The sequence below is a fragment of the Pseudomonas ovata genome (assembly GCF_003131185.1).
GTDB lineage: Bacteria > Pseudomonadota > Gammaproteobacteria > Pseudomonadales > Pseudomonadaceae > Aquipseudomonas > Aquipseudomonas ovata.
Window position 1 is genome coordinate 18642 of record NZ_QFFU01000028.1, and the last position, 22429, is coordinate 41070.

At 63.4% G+C, this 22429-nt stretch carries 16 protein-coding genes; 3 read left to right on the forward strand and 13 right to left on the reverse strand.

Annotation, left to right across the window (positions count from 1 at the left end; genetic code table 11):
• Nucleotides 1-2: 2 nt before the first annotated feature.
• On the forward strand, nucleotides 3-1343 hold the full coding sequence (locus tag DGA31_RS25735) for a hemolysin family protein (protein ID WP_056840850.1): 1341 nt from the start codon (nucleotides 3-5) through the stop codon (nucleotides 1341-1343).
• 265 nt (nucleotides 1344-1608) lie between these two features.
• Here the strand turns inward: DGA31_RS25735 and DGA31_RS25740 are convergent, their stop codons facing one another.
• The 9 genes from DGA31_RS25740 to DGA31_RS25780 all read right to left on the reverse strand — a co-directional run bounded on the left by DGA31_RS25740 (nucleotide 1609) and on the right by DGA31_RS25780 (nucleotide 17372).
• Entirely contained in the window at nucleotides 1609-2511 is a 903-nt protein-coding gene (locus tag DGA31_RS25740; RefSeq protein WP_109514419.1) for a peptidoglycan DD-metalloendopeptidase family protein, read from the reverse strand.
• A 117-nt stretch (nucleotides 2512-2628) separates the two neighbouring features.
• Nucleotides 2629-7836, reverse strand: coding sequence for a deaminase domain-containing protein (locus tag DGA31_RS25745; RefSeq protein ID WP_109514420.1), 5208 nt, complete (start codon nucleotides 7834-7836; stop codon nucleotides 2629-2631).
• A 102-nt stretch (nucleotides 7837-7938) separates the two neighbouring features.
• Complete coding sequence (locus tag DGA31_RS25750; protein WP_056840853.1) at nucleotides 7939-8811, reverse strand: response regulator; 873 nt, start codon at nucleotides 8809-8811, stop codon at nucleotides 7939-7941.
• 308 nt (nucleotides 8812-9119) lie between these two features.
• The gene (gene phoU, locus DGA31_RS25755; RefSeq protein WP_056840854.1) at nucleotides 9120-9881 is read right to left on the reverse strand and encodes a phosphate signaling complex protein PhoU; all 762 of its coding nucleotides are present in this window, start codon (nucleotides 9879-9881) and stop codon (nucleotides 9120-9122) included.
• 70 nt (nucleotides 9882-9951) lie between these two features.
• Nucleotides 9952-10785 carry a phosphate ABC transporter ATP-binding protein PstB gene (gene pstB / locus DGA31_RS25760; protein WP_056840855.1) on the reverse strand — a complete coding sequence of 278 codons (834 nt, stop codon included), beginning with the start codon at nucleotides 10783-10785 and terminating at the stop codon, nucleotides 9952-9954.
• Nucleotides 10786-10853: 68 nt separating this feature from the next.
• The gene (gene pstA, locus DGA31_RS25765) at nucleotides 10854-12470 is read right to left on the reverse strand and encodes a phosphate ABC transporter permease PstA (protein ID WP_109514446.1); all 1617 of its coding nucleotides are present in this window, start codon (nucleotides 12468-12470) and stop codon (nucleotides 10854-10856) included.
• 106 nt (nucleotides 12471-12576) lie between these two features.
• Nucleotides 12577-14838, reverse strand: a complete 2262-nt coding sequence (locus DGA31_RS25770) for an ABC transporter permease subunit (RefSeq protein ID WP_109514421.1) — start codon at nucleotides 14836-14838, stop codon at nucleotides 12577-12579.
• Between the two features lie 99 nt (nucleotides 14839-14937).
• Nucleotides 14938-15933 (reverse strand): phosphate ABC transporter substrate-binding protein PstS family protein, encoded by a 996-nt coding sequence (locus DGA31_RS25775; protein WP_109514422.1) that lies wholly within the window; start codon nucleotides 15931-15933, stop codon nucleotides 14938-14940.
• Between the two features lie 149 nt (nucleotides 15934-16082).
• Nucleotides 16083-17372 (reverse strand): MFS transporter, encoded by a 1290-nt coding sequence (locus DGA31_RS25780; RefSeq protein WP_056840858.1) that lies wholly within the window; start codon nucleotides 17370-17372, stop codon nucleotides 16083-16085.
• 388 nt (nucleotides 17373-17760) lie between these two features.
• Here DGA31_RS25780 and DGA31_RS25785 point away from each other — a divergent pair, with 388 nt between their 5' ends.
• Both DGA31_RS25785 and DGA31_RS25790 read left to right on the forward strand, forming a co-directional pair.
• Complete coding sequence (locus DGA31_RS25785; RefSeq protein ID WP_056840859.1) at nucleotides 17761-18159, forward strand: acyl-CoA thioesterase; 399 nt, start codon at nucleotides 17761-17763, stop codon at nucleotides 18157-18159.
• Between the two features lie 129 nt (nucleotides 18160-18288).
• Entirely contained in the window at nucleotides 18289-19188 is a 900-nt protein-coding gene (locus DGA31_RS25790; protein ID WP_109514423.1) for a D-hexose-6-phosphate mutarotase, read from the forward strand.
• Nucleotides 19189-19380: 192 nt separating this feature from the next.
• On the opposite strand, the gene DGA31_RS25795 is transcribed toward DGA31_RS25790, so the two are convergent.
• From DGA31_RS25795 to purE, 4 genes are all read right to left on the reverse strand, one after another.
• Nucleotides 19381-19914: a DUF3299 domain-containing protein gene (locus DGA31_RS25795; protein ID WP_056840861.1), complete on the reverse strand. Its 534-nt coding sequence runs from the start codon at nucleotides 19912-19914 to the stop codon at nucleotides 19381-19383.
• Between the two features lie 80 nt (nucleotides 19915-19994).
• On the reverse strand, nucleotides 19995-20243 hold the full coding sequence (locus tag DGA31_RS25800; RefSeq protein WP_056840862.1) for a GlsB/YeaQ/YmgE family stress response membrane protein: 249 nt from the start codon (nucleotides 20241-20243) through the stop codon (nucleotides 19995-19997).
• Nucleotides 20244-20361: 118 nt separating this feature from the next.
• Complete coding sequence (locus DGA31_RS25805; RefSeq protein WP_056840863.1) at nucleotides 20362-21444, reverse strand: 5-(carboxyamino)imidazole ribonucleotide synthase; 1083 nt, start codon at nucleotides 21442-21444, stop codon at nucleotides 20362-20364.
• A 10-nt stretch (nucleotides 21445-21454) separates the two neighbouring features.
• Nucleotides 21455-21946 (reverse strand): 5-(carboxyamino)imidazole ribonucleotide mutase, encoded by a 492-nt coding sequence (gene purE / locus DGA31_RS25810; RefSeq protein ID WP_056840864.1) that lies wholly within the window; start codon nucleotides 21944-21946, stop codon nucleotides 21455-21457.
• Nucleotides 21947-22429: the final 483 nt, after the last annotated feature.

Genomic DNA, 22429 nt, shown 5'->3' on the forward strand with positions numbered 1-22429 from the left:
TCATGGACCCTTCCCCCGCTCTCGATCTGGCTTCTCTGTTCGCCGATTTCGGCATGATTCTCTTTGCCCTGGTACTGGTGCTGCTCAACGGCTTCTTCGTGGCGGCCGAATTCGCCATGGTCAAGCTGCGCTCGACCCGGGTCGAGTCCATCGCCGACCAGCACGGCTGGCGCGGCAGCATCCTGCGCAAGGTCCACGGTCAGCTTGATGCCTACCTGTCGGCCTGCCAGCTGGGCATCACCCTGGCCTCGCTGGGCCTGGGCTGGGTCGGTGAGCCGGCCTTCGCGCACCTGCTTGAGCCCCTGCTGGCTGCTGCTGGCGTCGACACTCCGGAAATTATCAAGGCCGTGTCGTTCTTCACCGCCTTCTTCATCATTTCCTACCTGCACATCGTGATCGGCGAGCTGGCGCCCAAGTCCTGGGCCATCCGCAAGCCCGAGCTGCTGTCGCTGTGGACCGCGGTGCCCTTGTACCTGTTCTACTGGCTGATGTACCCGGCCATCTACCTGCTCAACGCCAGTGCCAACGCCATCCTGCGCATCGCAGGGCAAGGCGAGCCCGGCCCGCACCACGAGCACAGCTACAGCCGTGACGAACTCAAGCTGATCCTGCACTCCAGCCGTGGCCAGGACCCCAGCGACCAGGGCATGCGCGTATTGGCCTCGGCGGTGGAAATGGGCGAGCTGGAAGTGGTCGACTGGGCCAACTCCCGCGAAGACATGGTGACCCTGGACTTCCATGCCCCGCTCAAGGAAATCCTGGCGCTGTTTCGCCGTCACAAGTTCAGCCGCTACCCGGTCTACGACGCCGAGCGCAACGAATTTGTCGGCCTGCTGCACATCAAGGACCTGCTGCTGGAGCTGGCCGACCTTGAGCACATCCCCGAATCGTTCAACCTGGCCGACCTGATCCGCCCACTGGAACGCGTCTCGCGGCACATGCCGCTGTCGCACCTGCTTGAGCAGTTCCGCCAGGGCAGCGCCCACTTTGCCCTGGTCGAAGAAGCCGACGGCAAGGTGATCGGCTACCTGACCATGGAAGACGTGCTTGAAGTGCTGGTCGGCGACATCCAGGACGAACACCGCAAGGTCGAACGCGGCATCCTGGCCTACCAGCCCGGCAAGCTGCTGGTGCGTGGCGACACCCCGCTGTTCAAGATCGAGCGCATGCTGGGCATCGACCTGGACCATATCGAGGCCGAGACCCTGGCCGGGCTGATCTACGACTCGCTCAAGCGCGTGCCCGAGGAAGAAGAACAGATGGAAATCGAAGGGCTGCGCATCATCATCAAGAAGATGAAAGGCCCGAAGATCGTCCTGGCCAAGGTGCTCAAGCTGGATTGACGCAGACTGACACAGCGCCAAGGCCGCCCGCGGTCGCGCAGTAAACATGGGCCGGTGTAGGAGCGCGCTTGCCCGCGACCGAGTGCGTAGCGCTCGCAAAATCTGCGAAACGCCACAATTTTACGACTGCTAACGCAGCCGGTCACGGTAGTCCGGCATTCCGGCAAGCGCGGTCCTGCCGGAATGAATTTCAAATTCAATAACTTATTTTTCAATGATGAGAGCAGCTTCAGCCGGAAAGTCCATTTCCCGGCTGAAGCCGGTCCTACATCCCGCCCACGGCAAAATCGGGCAGGCTCTGCAGCGGCTGGGCGAACTCGTAGGGGATCGACACCAGCGCCTGGCCGGTGTTGCGCTGCACCACGAAGTGCAGGTGGGGACCGGTGCTGTTGCCGGTATTGCCCGAGCGCGCCAGCGAGCTGCCGACACTGACCCGCTGGCCTTCGCTGACCACCACCGAGCCGCGCATCAGGTGCAGGTAGACGCCCATGGTGCCGTCTTCATGCAGCACCCTGACGAAGTTGCCTGACGGGTTCGAGCCACGGCCGCTCTGGTCGTTTTCGACCTTGATCACCGTCCCGGCCCGGGCAGCGATGATCGGCGTGCCCTCGGGCATGGCGATGTCCATCGCATAACGGCCCTTGGGGTCGGTATGGCTGTACTTGCCGCCCGGTCCCTGGGTCAGGCGAAACGGCCCGCCCACCCATGGCAACGGGTAGCGGTAGGCATTGACCGCCAGGTTCGGCGCGCCGAGGGTCGAGTCCAGCTTCGCGCTGTAGCGCATCGGCTGGCCGGGCTGCCTGGGGCTGAGCACCAGCAGCCGCTCGGTACTGCGCGCCGGTATCGTACGGCGCAGGGTCCTGGTACTGCCTTCGACCCCCAGCACGTTCTTCAGGCCCGACAGGCGCAATTCGATCTCGACCGGTGCATACAGGTCATTGCGCACATGCAGGCTGTCGTTGCCCTCGGCCTTGCGCACGTCCAGATGCACCTGGCGCTCGATACGCTCGACCATCCGGTCCCTGAACACCACCACCGCCGCTCCCGGCGTGGCCCGGTCGCTGAACGACACCACGCCGTCGGCGTTGGTGGTCTTGTAGATCGTGATCGCCGCAGCGGTCTGGGTGGCCAGCATCAGGGCGCACAGGATCAATGAACGTTCAAGCATTGGCGTTATCAGGGCGGGTGGGTGATGGGCTGCAAGCCTAGCAGTGTTGCCGGCAAAGAAGCACTTATCGGTCTCAATCATCGCCTGCCCAGGCGTCAATAACCCAGCGTCATGACCTCAGGACCACGTGTAATCCCTCAGGTACGTCACGGAAAACTGTGCCTGCGCAAAGTCGAGCTTCAGGCGCGGCAGCACAAACCCGCCACACGAGCGACAGGTGTCCATCAAGGTAAAGACCCTGATATGGCTCAGCCGGGTCGAGGCCAGGTCCTCCTTGAACACGGTCGCAATCAAGCGCTCTGAATCAAGCTCGCGGCCAAAGTCGCGGATCATCACGCGACTGGCATCCCTGACCACCGGCAGGCTGGTAAACGCGGGGTCCGGCGCGCGACCGGCCATGCGCGCCCGGGCATCGCGATAGATCACCCCGTCGATGACCCGCTCGGTACTTTCAGCCACATCAAGCTGCAACTGGATAGCCTTGGCCTTTCTGCCGCCGGAAAGAGCGTAATACACGATCCGCTCGCCCGACTCGGTGTAGGCCTGCACAAAGGACAGGTTGGCCCCCTTGATGTGCTTGATAATGGTTTTCCCGGCATCAGCGCTTACGATGCTTTCCAGTGTCAGTACGTCCCATTTGTCTGTGGTCCCCTGGATGGGCAACAGATTATTGAGCACCTCGACAATATGCTGCTGCTCGGGAATGCTGCGTTCGGCCACTTTTCTGAAGTCCGGAATGCTTTGCCGGGCCAGCGCGACGAATTTTTTCTGGGCCTCTTCGCCGGCCAGAATATTGCCGGCAAACGCCAGCAGCTCGTTTTTCTGACCGCGGGCACTGCACCAGGCCACATAGTCGTCATAGGTCACGTTCTCGGTGCCCCAGGCAAAAGCCAACTGCGCCTGTTCGGCCTCATCGCGCAGATCAAACAGCAGCCGGGCGATATTGTCCCGGTCCGTGAACACGCCCGGGCGCTCGCGAACCAGCCGGTACTGCTCGGCCAGGCGCATGAACGTGTTGATCTCGTCCACGCGCTCGACGCGCGAAAACCTCAGGGCCAGGCTGCCATCGGCTGGAACCGGGGCCTTGTAGAAGGCACCGGTATCAGCCTCGATAAAGACCCAGTCGGCCTCGCTCATGGTCATGCGAATACCGCGCAGGGTGCGGGCATCCTCGATGTGCGCAGCGATCGGTCCCAGCTCGATGACCGGGGCATGCTCATAAATCCAGCGAGCATCCTCCAGCCCGTAGTTGTCCGGCAGGCCAAAGTGGCTGTCCCTGGCCAACAGCCCGTCTATCTGTGCCCGGTAAACCGGGGCGTCATGCAGCGAGAACAGCACGCGTTCCGACTCCGACAGCGCGATGACGGCCTTGCCAGGGACCGACGCCGAGCCACTGGCCCTGGGAGAGTCGGCCCATTTGCAGAACTTGCCCTCATGGACAAAGACGTCGGCGGTCTGCGAGGCCGCATCCCCACCGGCAGACACCCTGGCCAGGGTGAACTCACGAGCGCCCATCGCCTGGCTGGGGTATTTGCCGCTGCGCCTGGGTGAGGTCGATCCGTCGGCGATCGGCTCGGGTGCTGGCGTCGAAAGTTTCACGCCGTTGTTGCAAGGCACGGGAATCAGGTCGCGGCGCAGGCGGCACAGGTTCTCGGCCTCACGCAACAGCCCGGTTTCAGACGACAGCCTGCTGCTGGCCAGCGTGCGCAAGGCCACGTCGGGTGCGGTGGTGTCGAGCTGGTAAGCCTGCTGGTCGATCAGCAGATCGAAGACCCCGTCCTGCCTTTCGATGGCGTGTACGTGGCAACGCTCGGCAATGTTGATCTTTCGCACACCGTCCAGGCTCGGGGCCACCGGCAAAATGGCCGGGTAATGGCCGGGTTCGATCCGGTCGGCTGCGGACAGCATGGCAAGCTCCAGCGGCCCGGTGGCAGAAATGACCGTCAGCGAGGGGCCGAACACGGCATTGGCCTGCGGGTCGAGCAGCCTGAAATCGGTGGCAGCAGGCGTACCGAGGTTGCGCACCGCCACACCGGGCCTGCCATCGACCGTGGCCTGCGCCTCCAGCGGCCAGGCAGACCGCGCATGCTCGGCCAGGCGGTATACGCCCCTGTCCAGACAGAGGCCTCGGCTGAGCAAGGCGTCATGGGACAGCAGCCTTTTCAGCGCCGGGACCTCACGCAACAAGGTTTCCCACCCCAGCCGGCCGGCCAGCAAGGTGATTTTCCCCAGGTCATGCAAGGCAAACACCGTACTTTGTTGCGCCAGGCCCTCGATCAACCGGCCGAGCGCCGCGCCGGTCAGCCGCAGCACCGAGACCACCCCCAGCTTGCCGGCCTTGACGATGATTCGGGCGGTGGCGCCGACAAAGGTGCCCACCGGAATCAACGCAAAGGCCACATCCATGACGCAGCCAATGATCACTCCGGCGGAGTGCTCGCCTTGCGTCAGGTCCTCGACACAGCCATAGAACGGAATGATCAAGCGCGCAGCGAGATCCGCGTAGGCACGCTCTTTGGCCCAGCGCTCTTCCCAACCGGTGGCATGGCTATGCTCGGCCTTGCTCTGCTCCAGAAACGGGGCAAACAGATGACGGGCCGCCTGCTGCGCCAACGTGTCGAGCCGGTCCTGTTCGCTGCCGTCGACCCGGTAGACAAGGTCGGCATCGGGCACCAGCACCCCGTGTTGCGGCTGGTGGTACTGCGTCGCCGAGCGCGAGGCGCGACCGTGCAGGTAGGCATCGCTGTCCAGCGGCAACAGGGGTGTGATCCGGGCCGTGGCAATGCGCTGGGCATGGCGCTCCTGTTTGTCCACGGTTTCGGCGATATTGCCGCTCAGGTCTGTTTCAGGGGGAACGGTGTAGTCAAAGCGCTGCGTGACCGTGCGCACCACACCGCCTGCCGGAATCAGCTCCAGGAACCCTTCGGCAGCCCCGTGCTCATGAAAGTCGCTGCGGTGATCGCCACGCTGGTAGCGGATAAACACCCCGTGACGGCCTTGGCCGGCCTTGAAGCTGACGCGGCTGACCTCACAGGTCGAACCCAGCAGCACGTCGCGGTCGTGCGGGTTCATTTCCGATAACAGCCGGCTGATTACCTGGCCCTGGGCCTGCACCAACGTCTGGCGAAACGCCTCGAAGGCACTGGCATACGCCTCGGGAATCGTCGGCTCACCGGCCCTGTACGCCTCGCCCATCATCACCAGCTCCACGACCGTGGCCTGCGGGCGGCCCAGCGCCAGTAAACGGTCGAGCGAATACGCACTGGCGAGCGTGAAACCGTGCGCCTGCAGGACCGGCCAGTGGGTGACCTCGATGGCCTGATCCCACAGCAAACGGGGCACACCGGCCTCGGTCAGCGTCTGTTGCGCCAGCTGCCTGCGGTCCGGCGCCTTGAGGCCCAGCAGGGTATTGAGCGCCTCGGCCTGCCGGGCCTGCTGGTCCTTGAGGTGGTTCAAGGCCTGGCCAACCTGCACCGCCGTGGCCTGCTCGATGTCGTCATGGCCGCCCCACTCGATCACACCGTGCGCCGTGGCGTAGCGCAGCGCCGGGACTTGCAGGGTGCTGGCCCACACGGCCTGCAGGGCCGGATCGCTCGACTGGGCCAGGTCCGCGCTGAGGGTGATCACCTCGTCGAACCGTGCATGGCACGCCCGGCCCGGCGCCAGGGCTTCGAGCAAGGCCACACCGTGGATCAAGGCCACGCTTTGCAGGGCGCGGCCGTACTGAAGATGATCGGGCACGCCATCGACCAGCAGCTCGGGCAAGGTTTCGCGCAGCAACAGGTAATGCAGCATGTCCACGGTGCTGGACGCAGCCTCGGGCTGGCGGGCCTGGATGTCGCGCCGAACCCTGGCCGCCAGTTGCACATGGCTGTACTCGCATACCCACGCCTTGCGCAGCGTATCGGCCAGCGGTTCGGCAAAGGCGGCGGTGGCGCCCAGGTAATGATCAATGATTGTCCGGCCGGCCAGCGCCTGGGTGACCGGCACGGCTGCCGGGCCCTGCACCCCGCCGGCGTACCACTGCAAGTGCCTGAGCAAGGGCGCAAACAGGGTCTGGAACTGACCGGTCTGGATCAACGCATGCCAGGTCTGTGCCGCAGGCCGGCGCAGCCCCTGCGCGGCATCACAGGCAACGCACAGCAACTCGATGCCCATCTGCCGGAACAGCTCATCGGCCCCGGGCGGGGTGCGCCAGGCTTGCAGGCCGGGCACCTGCACATTCAGAGCCCGCGCGGTGGGTAGCGCCTCGTCGAGCACGGGCCGCCTGTGCAGCACCGGTCTGAGCAACACGGCAGCCAGCGCCATGGCCGGCTCAAGCATCAGGTCTGCGTGCCTGCTGCGCAGTTCACCGGCCAGCGACAACAACTGCATGCCCGGCGCCTGGCGCGCACGGGCGATGGCCCGCGCCAGCCAGTCCTCATCGGTCGGGTTCAGTACGTAAGCGGCGATCTTGCGCAGGCACTCAACCCGGCTGTTGATCGAGGTCGGCGTCAGGACATCCAGCTGCAAGCGGCTGTCGGGATGATCGCGCTCGGCAATCGCCTGCAGGTCGAACACGATCGACAACCAGGTCGGCAGTGTCCCCAACTGATATTCAAGCGCGTCCGATACCGCCTGGTCATGATAAGCACCCGCCGGGACCATGGCCGCCACGACCTCGCTGAAGACACTCATGGCCGAGCGCCCGGCCTCATGGCGCTGGGCAAACAAACCGCTGTAGAGCGCTCGCCCGGAACTGCGCGCGATCCATTCGCCCATGGGCATCAGGCGTGCACCGCGCTTGAACTGCACCATCCAGTGACGCAGCTCTTCAGGCACCGGCCCGAGCAGCTTGTCGAGCAGCGGATAGTCCTCCAGGTCCACGACCGTGTCCGCCTCCCGGTAAGGCCGCAGTCCATAGACAAACGCTTGCAACTGCGCGCGCGCCGCCTCGGTGGTCACGGACGCTTCGTCGAGCCAGGCCATACGGGCAAAAAACTGATGCACCAACCAGGGTGTGACTTCGGACAGCGGCACGCCCACGGCATCGGCGCACAGTGCCCAGGCCTTTTCGCCCTGGTAAAGCTGCGCCAGCCGGTGCTCCTGGGCCGCATCGGGCAGCGCAGGGTTGCCATTGGCAAAGCCTGTGTCCTCACCCAGCACATGGGTCAGTACCAACCGGGCAATCCGAAAGTACTCCTGCGCGGGCACCTCAGTGGTGTCTGCGTAGCGTTCGGCGGAAACAGGGTATCGAACAGTCCCCAGCGCCAGTTCGATGTTGAGGAACAAGCGTGCGGTCTTGAGGGTTTGCAGCGTAGAGGGTTGCAGCACAGTGGCAGACATTGGCAGTTCTTCCAGTCATTGATGAAGTGACTGGAGGAACGCAATAGACATTACCCGGCCAGTGCAATCAGGCCGACCGGATGCATGCCGTAGGAAAGATCATCAGGCCCCGGGGATGAACTTCTTGTGGCTGGTGCCGCGAGCGATCAGGCGTGACAGGTAGTCGAGCTTCTGGGTGTCCTGGTCGACGAAGCGGAAGGTCACTTGCAGCCACTCGCTGTCAGGCTTGGGCTCATGGGCCATGATCGCGTGCACATAGCCATTCAGGCGTGCCACCTCATTGCTTTCACCCTGCTCCAGGTCCAGTACGGCGCTTTCGAGGATCTGCGGCAGGCTGTCGCTGCGGCGAATCACCAGCTGGCTTTCCTTGAGGGTCAGGCTCTTGATGATGCAGGTCTGGTTGCCACTGGGCAGGCGCAACTGCGCCTGGCTACGGCCGTTCAGGCTCTGGCTGCCCACCGGCGGTGCCGAAGGTGCCGCCGCAGACACGGGACGCACCACCTCGGCCCTGCCGCCGGTCAGGGCGTTGAGCGAGTCATTCAACGGTGAGCTGGCACGCGCAGGGCCGGTGGACATCACCGACTCGATCTTGCCGGCCTTGACCAGCGCCTTTTTCACCTTGCCGAGCAATTGCTCGTTGGTGAAGGGTTTGCCCATGAAGTCCGAAACACCGGCCTGGATCGCCTGCACGACGTTTTCCTTGTCGCCCCGGCTGGTGACCATGATGAACGGTACGGTCTTGAGGTGGTTTTCCTGCTGGCGGCACCAGGTCAGCAGCTCAAGGCCTGACATTTCCGGCATTTCCCAGTCACACAGGATCAGGTCGAACGACTCGCGACTCAACATCAATTGCGCCTTGCGGCCGTTGACTGCTTCATCGGTATGAATACCGGGAAAATAATTGCGCAGTCCTTTTCTCACCAGATCACGAATGAAGGTCGCGTCATCCACAACCAATACACTGACTTTACTCATCGACGCTCCTGCGGACGTATTCACCTAGCGGGTGAAGTGCGGTATGCCCCGCACGCCCCTTGTTTCGGCAAGCATAGCGTTAGGGTCTGCACGTAAAATGGCTGCGCTCGCTCGCCGGTTTTTCGTACAGACCCTAGCTTATGGCCAACTGCCACATTGAATGACTGAACCCGGCTGCCGGGTTTTCACAACACTCGTCGACCAGGGGACGGGACGAGGGCACAAAGCCAGCACCGATCATGACGGTAAACGGCGATGCCCACAATGCAAAACGCCCGGCACAGGCCGGGCGTTTCAGGCAGGCAATCCTATTTATCGTCAGTTGCGTCCGGAACATGAGGGTTTTCATCAGCATGACCCTGCACTTCTTCACGCATGCGCTTGAGGCCCATGTGCCGCACGTCGGTGCCACGTACCAGGTAGATCACCAGTTCCGAGATGTTGCGCGCATGGTCGCCGATCCGCTCCAGCGAGCGCAGGACCCAGATGACGTTGAGTACGCGCGAGATCGAACGCGGATCTTCCATCATGTAGGTCGCCAGCTCGCGCAGCGCGGTCTTGTACTCGCGGTCGATGATCTTGTCGTACTGGGCCACCGACAGGGCCAGCTCCGGATCGAAGCGTGCAAACGAGTCCAGGGCGTCGCGCACCATGTTGCGCACCTGGTCGCCGATGTGGCGCACTTCCACGTAACCGCGTGGCGCTTCGCCTTCTTCGCACAACTGGATGGCGCGGCGGGCGATCTTGGTGGCTTCGTCGCCGATGCGCTCCAGGTCGATCACCGACTTGGAAATGCTGATGATCAGGCGCAGGTCGGAGGCAGCCGGCTGACGACGGGCCAGAATGCGCAGGCATTCTTCGTCGATGTTGCGCTCCATCTGGTTGATGCGGTCATCAACCTCGCGTACGCGCTGGGCCAGGCCCGAATCGGCTTCGATCAGCGCCGTCACGGCGTCGTTGACCTGCTTCTCGACCAGGCCGCCCATTTCGAGCAGGTGGCTGCGCACGTCTTCGAGTTCGGCATTGAACTGTTGGGAGATGTGATGGGTGAGGCTGTCTTTGTGGATCATGCTCGGTGTCCTTGAAACGTCCGGTTGATGCGAAATCGCAGCGGTAGCTCAGGCCTGACAACCCCTGGCCCTAGCCATAGCGACCAGTGATGTAATCTTCTGTCTGTTTTTTTGCCGGATTGGTGAACAACGTGTCCGTGTCACCGAATTCGACGAGTTTGCCCATGTACATGAAAGCGGTGTAGTCAGAGACCCGCGCCGCCTGTTGCATGTTGTGAGTGACGATCACAATGGTGTATTTGGATTTCAGTTCGTAGATCAGCTCTTCGACTTTCAAAGTCGAAATCGGGTCCAGCGCCGAGCAGGGCTCATCGAGCAGCAGCACTTCGGGCTCGACCGCGATGGTGCGGGCGATGACCAGGCGTTGCTGCTGGCCGCCGGACAGGCCCAGCGCCGACTCGTGCAGGCGGTCCTTGACCTCATCCCACAGCGCGGCCCCCTTCAAGGCCCACTCGACGGCCTCGTCGAGCATGCGCTTCTTGTTGATGCCCTGGATACGCAGCCCGTAGACCACGTTTTCATAGATGGTCTTGGGAAACGGGTTGGGCTTCTGGAACACCATGCCCACGCGCCGGCGCAGCTCGGCCACGTCCTCGCCCTTGCTGTAGATGTTGTGCCCGTACAGGTTGATCTCGCCCTGCACGCGGCAGTCGTCGACCAGGTCGTTCATGCGGTTGAAGGTGCGCAACAGGGTCGACTTGCCACACCCGGACGGCCCGATGAACGAGGTGACTTTCTGCCGCGGAATATCCAGGCCGATATCGAACAACGCCTGCTTGTCGCCATAGAACAGGTTCAGACCCGCCACCTCGAATGCCACCGGCTCGTTGGTCAGCGCCATTCCTTCCTGGCTGCGCCCCGAAGCGTTGATCGCGGCGCCACGGTTTCGGCTATGGTGTTGCATGCATGGCTCCTACAGGAACGATTCGTTGGGTCAGGCCGCACGCCGTATGGCGCAGCGACACGGGCCGATCAGTTATCCAGCGCCTTGTATTTCTCGCGCAGGTGGTTGCGTATGGCGACCGCCGACAGGTTGAGCAAGGCAATCACCAGCACCAGCAACAGCGCGGTGGCGTACACCAGCGGCCTTGCCGCCTCGACATTGGGGCTCTGGAAACCCACGTCATAAATATGAAAGCCCAAGTGCATGATCTTCTGGTCCAGATGCAGGTACGGGTAGTTGCCGTCCACCGGCAGGGCCGGTGCCATCTTGACCACGCCCACCAGCATCAGCGGCGCCACTTCGCCGGCCGCGCGGGCCACGGCCAGGATCAATCCGGTCATGATGGCCGGGCTGGCCATGGGCAGGACGATCCGCCACAGGGTTTCGGCCTTGGTGGCGCCCAGCGCCAGCGAGCCTTCGCGCAGGCTCAGCGGAATCCGCGCCAGGCCCTCTTCGGTCGAGACGATCACCACCGGCACGGCGAGCAGCGCCAGGGTCAGCGATGCCCAGAGCAGGCCCGGGGTGCCGAAGGTCGGTGCCGGCAATGCTTCAGGGAAAAACAGGCGGTCCAGCGAGCCGCCCAGCACATAGACGAAAAAGCCCAGGCCGAACACGCCATAGACAATGGCCGGCACCCCGGCGAGGTTATTCACCGCGATGCGGATCAGGCGCGTCACCAGGCCCTGGCGGGCATATTCACGCAGGTAGACCGCTGCCAGCACGCCGAACGGGGTGACGATCACGGCCATGATCATGGTCATCATCACGGTGCCGAAAATAGCCGGAAAGATTCCGCCCTCGGTGTTGGCTTCACGCGGCTCGTCGCTGAGGAACTCCCAGAGCTTCTGGCCATAGAAACCGGCCTTGGCCGCCACGCTCATGGCATTGGGCTGATAGGCATGTACCACCTTGCCCAGGTCGATCTCGACCTGGCGGCCTTCGGCATCGCGAGCCGTCAGGCTGTCGCGTGAAATGGCCTGGCGCAGCTCGGCCAGACGCGCCTCGGCCTCGCTGTAGCGTGCTTGCAGCCCGGCCCGCTCGGCAGCCATGTCAGCCTGGGCGATGGGATCGAGGCCGCCATTCGCTTCCAGATGGCGGGTTTGCAGGCGCAGGCGCTCGAAGCCGTGGTTGATGGCCACGATGTCTTTCTTTTCCAGGCGGTGCAGTTCGTGGCTCAAGCCCTGCACACGCTGCAGGCGGACACGCAGCTCCGGCCAGGCTGCCTCACCGTTGGCCAGCACCCGGCCACTTTCCTTGACGTTGACCAGATAACCATAGAAATTGCCCCACTCGCGGCGCTCCAGGGTCATCAGCTCGGCCGGCTTGTCGCGCAGGCTCAGCCAGTCACTGACCACCCAGGTGAAATCGTTGCGGGTCAGGTCACGGTTGCCGATCTTGAACAGCTCCCGGGTCATGAACTCCGTTCCCTCGGCCGCCACCGGCAACCCGGCACCCAGCACGCGGGCACGCGGCACCTGCTCGACCTCGACGCGCTCGCCGATCAATACCTGCGGCGCCTGGCCGGGCACGTTGTAGTGCGCGCGCACCAGATCCGCCGGCCAGAAATGCCCCAGCCCCCGTACGGCCAGCAACGTCAGCAGGCCAATGGTCAGGATCACGGCGATGGACACGGCACCGGCGCTCATCCATACGCCGGGCGCACCGCTGCTGATCCAGCGCTTGAGCGGGCTTTTGCGCGGGCCTTGGCGACCGCTGTCGAGAGAATGCTGTTTCACGTAAGTCCAGGTGTCCTCAAAGCGACGAGTATTTCTTGCGCAGGCGCTGGCGAATCAGCTCCGCAAGGGTGTTCATCACAAAGGTGAATATCAACAGCACCAGGGCGGCCAGGAACAGCACCCGATAATGGCTGCCGCCCACTTCCGACTCCGGCATTTCCACCGCGACGTTGGCCGCCAGGGTGCGCATGCCCTCGAACAGGTTCATGTTCATGATCGGCGTATTGCCGGTGGCCATCAGCACGATCATGGTTTCGCCCACGGCGCGCCCCATGCCGATCATCAGGGCCGAAAACAGGCCCGGGCTGGCGGTCAGCAGTACCACACGCGTCAAGGTCTGCCAGGGCGTGGCGCCCAGCGCCAGCGAGCCCAGGCTCAGGCTGCGCGGCACGCTGAAGATCGCGTCCTCGGCAATCGAGTAGATATTGGGGATGACCGCAAAGCCCATGGCCAGGCCGACCACCAGGGCATTGCGCTGATCATAGGAGATGCCCAGCTCATCGTTGAGCCAGGCGCTCATGTCGCCGCCGAACAGCCAGCCTTCCAGGTGCGGACTGACTGCCAGCGAGCCCCAGCCCACCAGCAGCACCACCGGAATCAGCAAGGCGCTTTCCCAGCCATCGGGCACCCGCAGGCGCACGGCGTCAGGCAGCCGGCTCCACAGGTAGCCCGCCAGCAGGATGCCGACCGGCGTCAGCAGCAACAGGCTGAAGATGCCGGGCAGGTGCGCTTCCAGGTACGGCGCCAGAAACAGCCCGGCGAAAAAGCCCAGGATCACCGTCGGCATCGCTTCCATCAGCTCGATCACCGGCTTGACCTTGCGGCGCATGCCCGGCGCCATGAAATAGGCGGTGTAGATGGCCGCGGCAATGGCCAGCGGCGCGGCCAGCAACATCGCGTAGAAGGCGGCCTTGAGCGTGCCGTAGGTCAGCGGCGCCAGGCTCAGCTTGGGTTCGTAGTCACTGTTGGCGGCGGTCGATTGCCAGACATGCCGGGGCTCGTCATAGCCTTCGTACCAGACCTTGTCCCACAGCGCGCTCCAGGAAATTTCCGGGTGCGGGTTGTCCAGGCTCAGCGCCTGCAGCGTGCCGGGGGTTTCGATCAGCAGGCGGTTGGCGCGGGGCGACAAGGTCAGCAGGCCGGCACTGTCGGCCACTTTCTCGACCAGCAAGGTGCGATGAGCGGTGCTGTGGAACACCCCCAGCCGACCGCTGCTGTCCAGGGCGATAAAGCCCTTGCGCCGCTGTTCGGCCCGGATCTGCACGATCGGGGCATTGTCGAGGTGAAAGTCGCGAATGCGCATGAAACGCGGCTCTTCGTCAGTGTCACGGGCCATGAACCACTGGCTGATCCCGCCACGCGAATCGCCGAACAGCAACGACACCCCGCCGGTCAGCTGGGTGCTGGCGGTGATTTCGGCGTTGGCGTTTTCCAGCAGCTTGTAGCGGCCGTTGAGGGTGCGGTCCAGCAGGCTGAAGACATCGGCCTGCGCCCGGCCGTTGATCACGTACAGCCATTGCTGGCGCGGGTCGATGTACAGCGCCTTGACCTCGGCCGACAGCTGCGGCAATTCGATGCGGCGCTGCTCGCGGGTGACCTCGCCGGTCAGCGGGTTCTCGCCGATTTCCAGCGCCTGGACATGCAACTGTGTACCGCTGGCGCCGGCCAGGCGCAGGTGAGTGCCGTTGACGCTGACCGTGACATGGTCGATGGCCTGGCCCTGCTCGCCCAGCACGAACGGTGCCTGACCATACGGCCAGGCGATGGCCGGGGTAATCAGCTTCTGGTTACCGGGGTACGTGACCTGATACGCATGGCGGAACACCATGACCTGGCCGTTGGACAGGCCCATGGCAATCAGCGGCGTGCCGGGCTGGTCCTTGCCGATGGCGGTGACGCTCACCCCGGGCGGCAGCGGCAGGTCGACCCGCTTGAGTTCAGTGCCGTTGGTGGCATCGAAGAAAATCGCCTGGCCCCGGGCAGAAACGCGCATGCCGACCTGGTTCTGCTCCTCGATGCTGATCATCAGCGGTTGTCCGGCCTCAGGCAGCCAGGCCGTTTGCAGGGGCGTGGCATCGTGCAGGCTGGCGCCCTTGAACAACGGCGCGACCACCCAGGCCAGGTAGAAGAAGATCAGGGTAATGGCGGCCAGCACGGCAAGGCCACCGACCGCGACGTACCAGCCGGTCAGACGATTGCCGAGCGCCCGCAGGCGGCGCTTGCGCTGCATCGCGGGAGTATTGAAGTCAATGCCTTCGGGGGCTGAACTACGATTCATCGGATCCTGTTCGACTGGTTCTTTGCGCCTGAACGCCACATGACGGAAAAATTGCAGAATTTTGACAACAACAAGGTGCAACCGCCTCTGAACCGCATTTCAACGAGCGCCGTTGACAGGCGCTTGCAGCCCCAGGTCCGCCAGCGCTTTTGCGACCACCGGCTCCGGCAGGGGAATGTAACCATCCTTGATCACCACTTCCTGGCCCTGGCGCGACAGTATCAGCTTCAGAAATTGCGCCTCCAGCGGTGCCAGCGGCGTATTGGGTGCCTTGTTGACATACACATACAGAAAACGTGACAGCGGGTAGCTGCCATTGAGAGTATTGGCCTCGTTGTCTTCGACGAAGTCACTGCCTGCCTCGCGGGCCAGGGCCAGCGTCTTGACGCTGGAGGTCTTGTAGCCGATCCCCGAATAACCGATGCCATTGAGCGAGCTGCTGATGGCGCTGACCACCGACGCCGAGCCCGGTTGCTCATTGACGTTGGCCTTGAAGTCGCCTTTGCACAGCGCCTCTTCCTTGAAGTAACCATAGGTGCCGGACACCGAGTTGCGTCCGAACAACTGGATCTGCTTGCCGGCCAGGCTGCCTGTGACACCCACGTCGCCCCAGGTCAGGGCCTGACGCTTGGCGCCGCACAGGCGGGTGGCCGAGAAAATCGCATCGAGCTGCTGCAAGGTCAGGCCCTGGATCGGGTTGTCCTTGTGCACGAATACGGCCAGGGCGTCGACTGCCACCGGCACCGCCGTCGGCTTGTAGCCGTGTTTCTGCTCGAAAGCCGCGACCTCACCATCTTTCATCCGGCGGCTCATCGGCCCCAGGCTCGCCGTGCCCTCGGTCAGTGCCGGAGGCGCGGTGGAAGAACCGGCGGCCTGGATCTGGATGTTCACGCCCGGGTATTCACGCTTGTAGGCCTCGGCCCACAAGGTCATCAGGTTGGCCAGGGTGTCGGAGCCGATGCTCGACAACGTGCCGGAGACACCGCCGACACGGGCATACGGCGCAATCGCAGGATCGACAGCCGCCACGGTCTGCGTGGCGCCCGCCAGGGTGGCCACGAACGACAAGGCCACTGTCCAATGCTTGAGTGTCATGCCCCGCGCTCCCGGCAAATGCCTACCCATGACGCCCTGCCTGCAGGACGGATGACTACTGTATGAACTGATTATGACAATAAGATGAAAAAGGGCTGTCACCTGACAAGGAGACAGCCCTTTCGCAAGCGTGCGTCGTATACCTGCAATCAGCGTTTCTTCGCCAACAGGAACACGCCAAGGCCGATGCCCAGCACACTCAGCGCCGCGACATACCACGAAGGCCCCATCGGGCTCTGCTTGACCAGCAGGGTCACGACCATCGGGGTCAGGCCGCCAAAGATCGCATAGGCCAGGTTGTAGGAGAACGACAGCCCCGAGAACCGCACCACGGCCGGGAAGGCCTTGACCATTACATAAGGCACCGCACCGATGGTGCCGACAAAGGCGCCGGTCACCGCATAGAGCGGGAACAGCCACTCGGGGTGGGCGCCGAGCATGTGGTAGAAGGTCCAGGAGCTGGCCAGCAGGCCGGTGCAGCCGACGATGAACACCCAGCCGGCGCCGAAGCGGTCAGCCAGGAGGCCGGCCACCACGCAACCGATGCTCAGGAACACAATGGCCAGGCTGTTGGCCTTGAGCGCCGTCGCCGCCGGAAAACCGAAGCCGGTCTGCAGGAAGGTCGGGGTCATCAGGATCACCACCACGATGCCGGCCGACAGCAGCCAGGTCAGCAGCATCGACAACACCACCGAACCGCGATGGTCACGCAACACCGTCTTGAGTGGCACTTCGGCGGCCAGCGCCTTGCGCTGCTGCAATTCGGCGAATACCGGCGTTTCGTGCAGCATCCGGCGCAGATAGACGCCCATCAGGCCGAACACCCCGCCCAACAGGAACGGAATCCGCCAGGCGTAGTCCGACACCTCGGTGGCGGAGTAAATACTGTTGATCAGCGTGGCCACCAGCGAGCCGAGCAGGATACCCGCCGTCAGGCCGGCGGTCAGGGTGCCACAGGCATAGCCTATGTAACGGGCCGGCACATGCTCGGAGACGAACACCCAGGCGCCCGGCACCTCGCCACCGATGGCTGCGCCCTGGATCACGCGCATCAGCAGCAGCAATACCGGCGCCCACAGGCCGATCTGCGCATAGGTCGGCAGCAAGCCCATGATCAGCGTCGGCACCGCCATCATGATGATGCTCAGGGTGAACATCTTCTTGCGCCCCAGCAGGTCACCGAAGTGGGCCATCACGATGCCGCCCAGGGGCCGGGCCAGGTAACCGGCGGCAAAGATGCCGAAGGTCTGCATCAGGCGCAGCCATTCAGGCATGTCGGCGGGGAAGAACAATTTGCCGACCACAGCGGCAAAGAACACGAAGATGATGAAGTCGTAGAATTCCAGGGCGCCACCCAGGGCCGACAGCGACAGGGTTTTGTAGTCGCTGCGGGTCAAAGGGCGCGAAGGCGGCGCGGAACTCGAAGTTACAGAGGACATGACAAGGCTTCTCTCGGGTACTTTCTATGAGGGGCGTGCGACGGCAACGCTGACTGCGATGCGGTGGCGCGCAGAAGCGAATGTCCGGGGCAATCGTGCGGGTGGGCATCAAAATTGCCTGTACGAGTAGTCTTGTTACCGGTACGGGTCAGGCAAGATAGCAAAATGTTGCAAAAAACTCATGGTAACGGGCGATGACTGTTACAAATGAGACCTGGACGGTCGTCGCACAGGGCCACGACCGATATACTCGCCACACCCTCGGGGTGTTGTGCCAAAGCGGTTCTATGGTCTGGCGGGGCTCTTTCCGGCAGGTTTGCACAGAGCAGTTTTGGCAGAAAATCCCTTCCGCCATTTATGAGAGTCATGGGTCAGAGGCACCCCAGGCATGATCGAGCTTGAACAAGAAGATCCAACCCCGCAGGGCGATCTGGCCTTGCAAATTACTGCATTGCCACGTGAAACCAACGGTTTCGGCGATATCTACGGTGGCTGGCTGGTGTCGCAGATGGACCTGGCGGGCACCGCCATGGCCAGCAAGATTGCCGGCGGCCGGGTGGCCACGGTCGCCATCGACCGCATGGCCTTCCTGGTGCCGGTGGCGGTGGGCGAACAGCTGACCTTCTATACCCGCACCCTGGAAGTTGGCCGCAGCTCGATCAAGATGCAGGTCGAGGTGTGGAGCGACGACCCGCTGACCAGCGAGTGGCGCAAGGTGACCGAGGCAGCCTTTGTGTTCGTGGCCATAGACCGCACCGGTCGGACCCGCTCGGTGCCCAGGCGCTGAGAGGACCACAAAGCCGGCCGTTGGCGCTAAACTCAATCGTTTTGGCACAGCCTGTAGTGGGTGCCTCTGAAAACACAGGCCGTTTTTAGAGGTGTCCTGTTGCCCCTGACCTTTGAGTGAGCCCTCCTTATGCCGACGCCCCAGGTTGAATCCGTTACCTTCGATGAGTTGAACTGCTGGCGCATCCGCCATGGCACTGCCGAACTGCTGGTCGCCCAGCAAGGCGCGCACATCCTCAGTTATCAGGTCGACGGCCAGGCGCCGCTGGTCTGGTTCAACGACAGCGCCATTTTCAAGCAAGGCACGCCCATCCGCGGCGGCGTGCCGGTGTGCTGGCCGTGGTTCGGCAACCTGGCCCGCAACCCTGACAGCGTCCAGGCCATGCGCCAGAGCAGCGAGCCGGCCAACGCCCACGGCGAAGCGCGCATCCTGGACTGGCAACTGCTGGGGATCGGCGAGGATGGCGACGCCCTGCTGATCGACTTCATCCTGCCCCAAGCCGAAGGCCAGTTGCCGGGCTGGCCGCACAACGTCGGCCTGAAACTCAGTATCCGCCTGGACCATGCCTTGAACATCAGCCTGGTCAGCTACAACGGCGGTCCCGATGAAGTCACCCTCAGCCAGGCGCTGCACACCTACTTCAAGGTCAGCGACGTGCGCCAGGTCAGCCTGCAAGGCGTCGACGGCCTGCGCTATATCGAGACCCTGGAAAACTGGGAAGAACGCCAGCAGGCGGGTGACCTGACCTTCGCTGCCGAGACCGACCGCATCTACCTCGACACCCCGAACGTGCTGGCCATCAATGACCCGGGCCTGAACCGTCGCATCCTGATCCAGACCCATGGTTCGAACTCGGCGGTGGTCTGGAACCCATGGGAAACCCGCGCCAGGGCCTTGCCCGACATGGCCGATGATGGCTGGCAGGGAATGTTGTGCGTCGAAACGGCCAATGTCATGAGCGACGTGGTGACCCTGGCACCGCAGGCCATGCACGTGTTGAGCGTCAGCCTGTGGAGTGAACCGCTTTAATCCGCAAGGCCGGCACACGTGCTGCGTCTGTCCCATCGCCATCGCCGGCAAGCCGCCTCCCACAGTCCGGTGCCAGGCACCAGACCTTGGGCGACATCAATCCTGTGGGAGGGGGCTCTGCCCCGGGCGGCGATCCGACGATGGGGCCAGTGCTGCCAGACCCACCTGTCGGAGCTGTACCGCAGCCCGGAATCACAGGTCCGATTCGACCACAACCCGGACCTTCGAGGCCTCCATCGCGTAGGCGGCATCGGCCAGATCGTTACTGATCTTCTCGACCTTGAGGGTGCCTACGACCCACAACGGCGTGTAGATGTCGTCCAGCTTCAGCCCCTTGGGGTAGCGCACCAGCACCAGTTGGTTGGGCGGCGGTGGCGGCACATGAATGCAGGCACCCGGGTAAGGCACCAGGAAAAACAGCGTGCTGTGGCCCTTGGCGTCGGTTTCCAGCGGCACCGGGTAGCCACCCAGGCGAATCGTCTTGCCGTTCATGGCCGCGACCGTCTTGGCCGAATACATCACCGCCGGCAGGCCCTTGCTCTGCTTGAGCCCGCCCTTGCTGTCAAAGGTGCCCAGCGTTTCCGGTGAGTTGTGCTCGATCTCTGGCATCGCTTCCAGGGCGCGCTGATCCGACGCCGGCATCAATTCCAGCCAGTCGGTTTCAGGAAGTTCGGCGAAAACCGGCGCAGACAACAACACCAGGGTCAGCAACAGGAGGCGGCGCATCGAAAAGCTCGGCAAGGCAAGGGAGAGCCGCGCATTCTAGTCCCCTGCACCTGCAAAGCAGAGGACCGGAATGCCAGGTTTCATGATTTCTTTTTAATCATGCCGTAGATCACCAGCAGGATGATCGCACCGACCAGTGCACCGAAGAAGCCGGCACCCTCGCCTGCCCGGTAGATGCCCAGCGCCTGACCGCCGTAGGTGGCCGCCAGCGAGCCGGCAATGCCCAGCACGATGGTCATGATCCAGCCCATGCTGTCATCGCCCGGCTTCAGAAAGCGCGCCAGCAGGCCCACGATCAAGCCGATAAAGATAGTCCCGATAATCCCCATAGCGTTTTCCCTCGTCTCAGTTGGCCATGCCAACACCAGATAACGGCATTGGCTTACCGCTATCTGAGGATGAGGGACGCGGATGGTTCCGGCCGATCCGGGACGCAATTACCGAGGGTCAACCTTTGACCAGCGCCTGCACCTGCCTGACCTGGCGATCAAGGGTGGCACGGTCAGCGCTGCGCACGGTAGCGTGACCGACCTTGCGGCCGGCCTTGAAGGCCTTGCCGTAGTGGTGCAGGTGGCAATCCTCTACCGCCAGCACTGCCTCGGCCGCCGGCACTTCACCGATGAAATTGATCATCGCGCTCTCGCCCACCTTCGCGGTGGAGCCCAGCGGCAGGCCGGCCACAGCACGCAGATGGTTCTCGAACTGGCTGCACTCGGCGCCTTCGGTGGTCCAGTGCCCGGAGTTATGGACCCGTGGCGCGATTTCGTTGGCCTTCAGGCCACCGTCGACCTCGAAGAACTCGAACGCCAGCACCCCGACATAGTCGAGCTGCTGGAGCACACGGCCCGCGTAGTCCTGGGCCAGCGCCTGCAACGGATGGTCGGTGCTGGCGATCGACAGGCGCAGGATGCCGCTGTCGTGGGTGTTGTGCACCAGCGGATAGAAGCAGGTCTGGCCATCACGGCCGCGCACGGCAATCAGCGACACTTCACCGCTGAACGGCACGAAGCCTTCCAGCAGGCAGGGCACGCTGCCCAGTTCAGCGAAGGTGCCGGTGACATCGGCCTGGCTGCGCAGGACCTTCTGGCCCTTGCCGTCATAGCCCAGGGTACGGGTCTTGAGCACCGCCGGCAGGCCGATGCGGGCCACGGCGGCGTCCAGGTCGGCCTGCGACTGGATGTCGGCGAACTCGGGGGTCGGAATCCCCAGGTCCTTGAACATGCTCTTTTCGAACCAGCGGTCACGCGCGATGCGCAGCGACTCGGCGCTCGGGTAGACCGGCACGAACTGCGACAGGAACGCCACGGTTTCGGCCGGCACGCTTTCGAACTCGAACGTCACCAGGTCGACTTCGTCGGCCAGCTGGCGCAGGTGATCCAGATCGCCGTAATCGGCCCGCAGGTGCTCGCCCAGAGCGGCCGCACAGGCATCCGGCGCAGGGTCCAGAAAGGCGAAGTTCATCCCCAGCGGAGTGCCCGCCAGGGCCAACATGCGACCCAACTGGCCGCCACCGATAACACCGATCTTCATGGAAAACACCTCAGGCGATGCGCGGGTCCGGATTGTCCAGGACGGTTTCTGTCTGCTCGGTACGGAACTGCTTGAGCGCGGCATGGAACTGCGGGTGCCTGCCGCCCAGGATGCTGGCCGACAGCAGCGCGGCGTTGATGGCGCCGGCCCGGCCGATGGCCAGGGTCGCGACCGGAATGCCGGCGGGCATCTGCACGATCGACAGCAGCGAGTCGACACCCGACAGCATCGACGACTGCACTGGCACACCCAGGACCGGCAGGTGCGTCTTGGCGGCGCACATGCCCGGCAGGTGAGCGGCGCCACCGGCCCCGGCGATGATCACTTCGATGCCACGGCCCTCGGCCTCTTCGGCGTACTGGAACAGCAAGTCGGGCGTGCGGTGCGCAGACACCACTTTGACTTCGTAGGGAATGCCGAGCTTTTCCAGCATATCGGCGGTGTGGCTAAGGGTGGACCAATCGGACTTGGAGCCCATGATCACGCCAACCAGTGCACTCATCGTCGTGCCTCTTCCATCGGGCGCCCGCAGGCGCGTCTAAAAACAACAAGCCACGCAGGAATCCCGGCGTGGCTTGTTGTACGAAAAATGACCGGTCGGGCCGGCCAAAGGCCGCGCAGTATACCTCAAAGTGCAGAAACAAAAGCACCTTGTACGACCATCTGTCCACAGCGCCACTCAAGGGCCGGAACAATCCTGCAAGGCGGATGGGCGGCGCTCATCAAACACAAAATAAATTATGGATGGCATTGGCTATTAAATTCCCCCGTAGGAGCGCGCTTGCCCGCGACCGAGTGCGCAGCGCTCGCAAAATTTGCGCAACGCCACAAATTTACGACTGCTACCCAGTCCGGGATCTATGAAACGCCACAAATTTACGACTGCTAACGCAGCCGGTCGCGGGCAAGCGCGCTCCTACAAAACGCTCTGCCATCGCCTACCAAAACTGACTGCGCGGCGCTCTGGCGGCACGGGGCCGCCCCC

Coding starts and splice junctions, on each gene's coding strand:
- DGA31_RS25735 (WP_056840850.1), top strand. CDS start 3: ATGGACCCTTCCCCCGCTCTCGATCTGGCTTCTCTGTTCGCCGATTTC.
- DGA31_RS25740 (WP_109514419.1), bottom strand. CDS start 2,511: ATGCTTGAACGTTCATTGATCCTGTGCGCCCTGATGCTGGCCACCCAG.
- DGA31_RS25745 (WP_109514420.1), bottom strand. CDS start 7,836: ATGTCTGCCACTGTGCTGCAACCCTCTACGCTGCAAACCCTCAAGACC.
- DGA31_RS25750 (WP_056840853.1), bottom strand. CDS start 8,811: ATGAGTAAAGTCAGTGTATTGGTTGTGGATGACGCGACCTTCATTCGT.
- phoU (WP_056840854.1), bottom strand. CDS start 9,881: ATGATCCACAAAGACAGCCTCACCCATCACATCTCCCAACAGTTCAAT.
- pstB (WP_056840855.1), bottom strand. CDS start 10,785: ATGCAACACCATAGCCGAAACCGTGGCGCCGCGATCAACGCTTCGGGG.
- pstA (WP_109514446.1), bottom strand. CDS start 12,470: ATGAGCGCCGGTGCCGTGTCCATCGCCGTGATCCTGACCATTGGCCTG.
- DGA31_RS25770 (WP_109514421.1), bottom strand. CDS start 14,838: ATGAATCGTAGTTCAGCCCCCGAAGGCATTGACTTCAATACTCCCGCG.
- DGA31_RS25775 (WP_109514422.1), bottom strand. CDS start 15,933: ATGACACTCAAGCATTGGACAGTGGCCTTGTCGTTCGTGGCCACCCTG.
- DGA31_RS25780 (WP_056840858.1), bottom strand. CDS start 17,372: ATGTCCTCTGTAACTTCGAGTTCCGCGCCGCCTTCGCGCCCTTTGACC.
- DGA31_RS25785 (WP_056840859.1), top strand. CDS start 17,761: ATGATCGAGCTTGAACAAGAAGATCCAACCCCGCAGGGCGATCTGGCC.
- DGA31_RS25790 (WP_109514423.1), top strand. CDS start 18,289: ATGCCGACGCCCCAGGTTGAATCCGTTACCTTCGATGAGTTGAACTGC.
- DGA31_RS25795 (WP_056840861.1), bottom strand. CDS start 19,914: ATGCGCCGCCTCCTGTTGCTGACCCTGGTGTTGTTGTCTGCGCCGGTT.
- DGA31_RS25800 (WP_056840862.1), bottom strand. CDS start 20,243: ATGGGGATTATCGGGACTATCTTTATCGGCTTGATCGTGGGCCTGCTG.
- DGA31_RS25805 (WP_056840863.1), bottom strand. CDS start 21,444: ATGAAGATCGGTGTTATCGGTGGCGGCCAGTTGGGTCGCATGTTGGCC.
- purE (WP_056840864.1), bottom strand. CDS start 21,946: ATGAGTGCACTGGTTGGCGTGATCATGGGCTCCAAGTCCGATTGGTCC.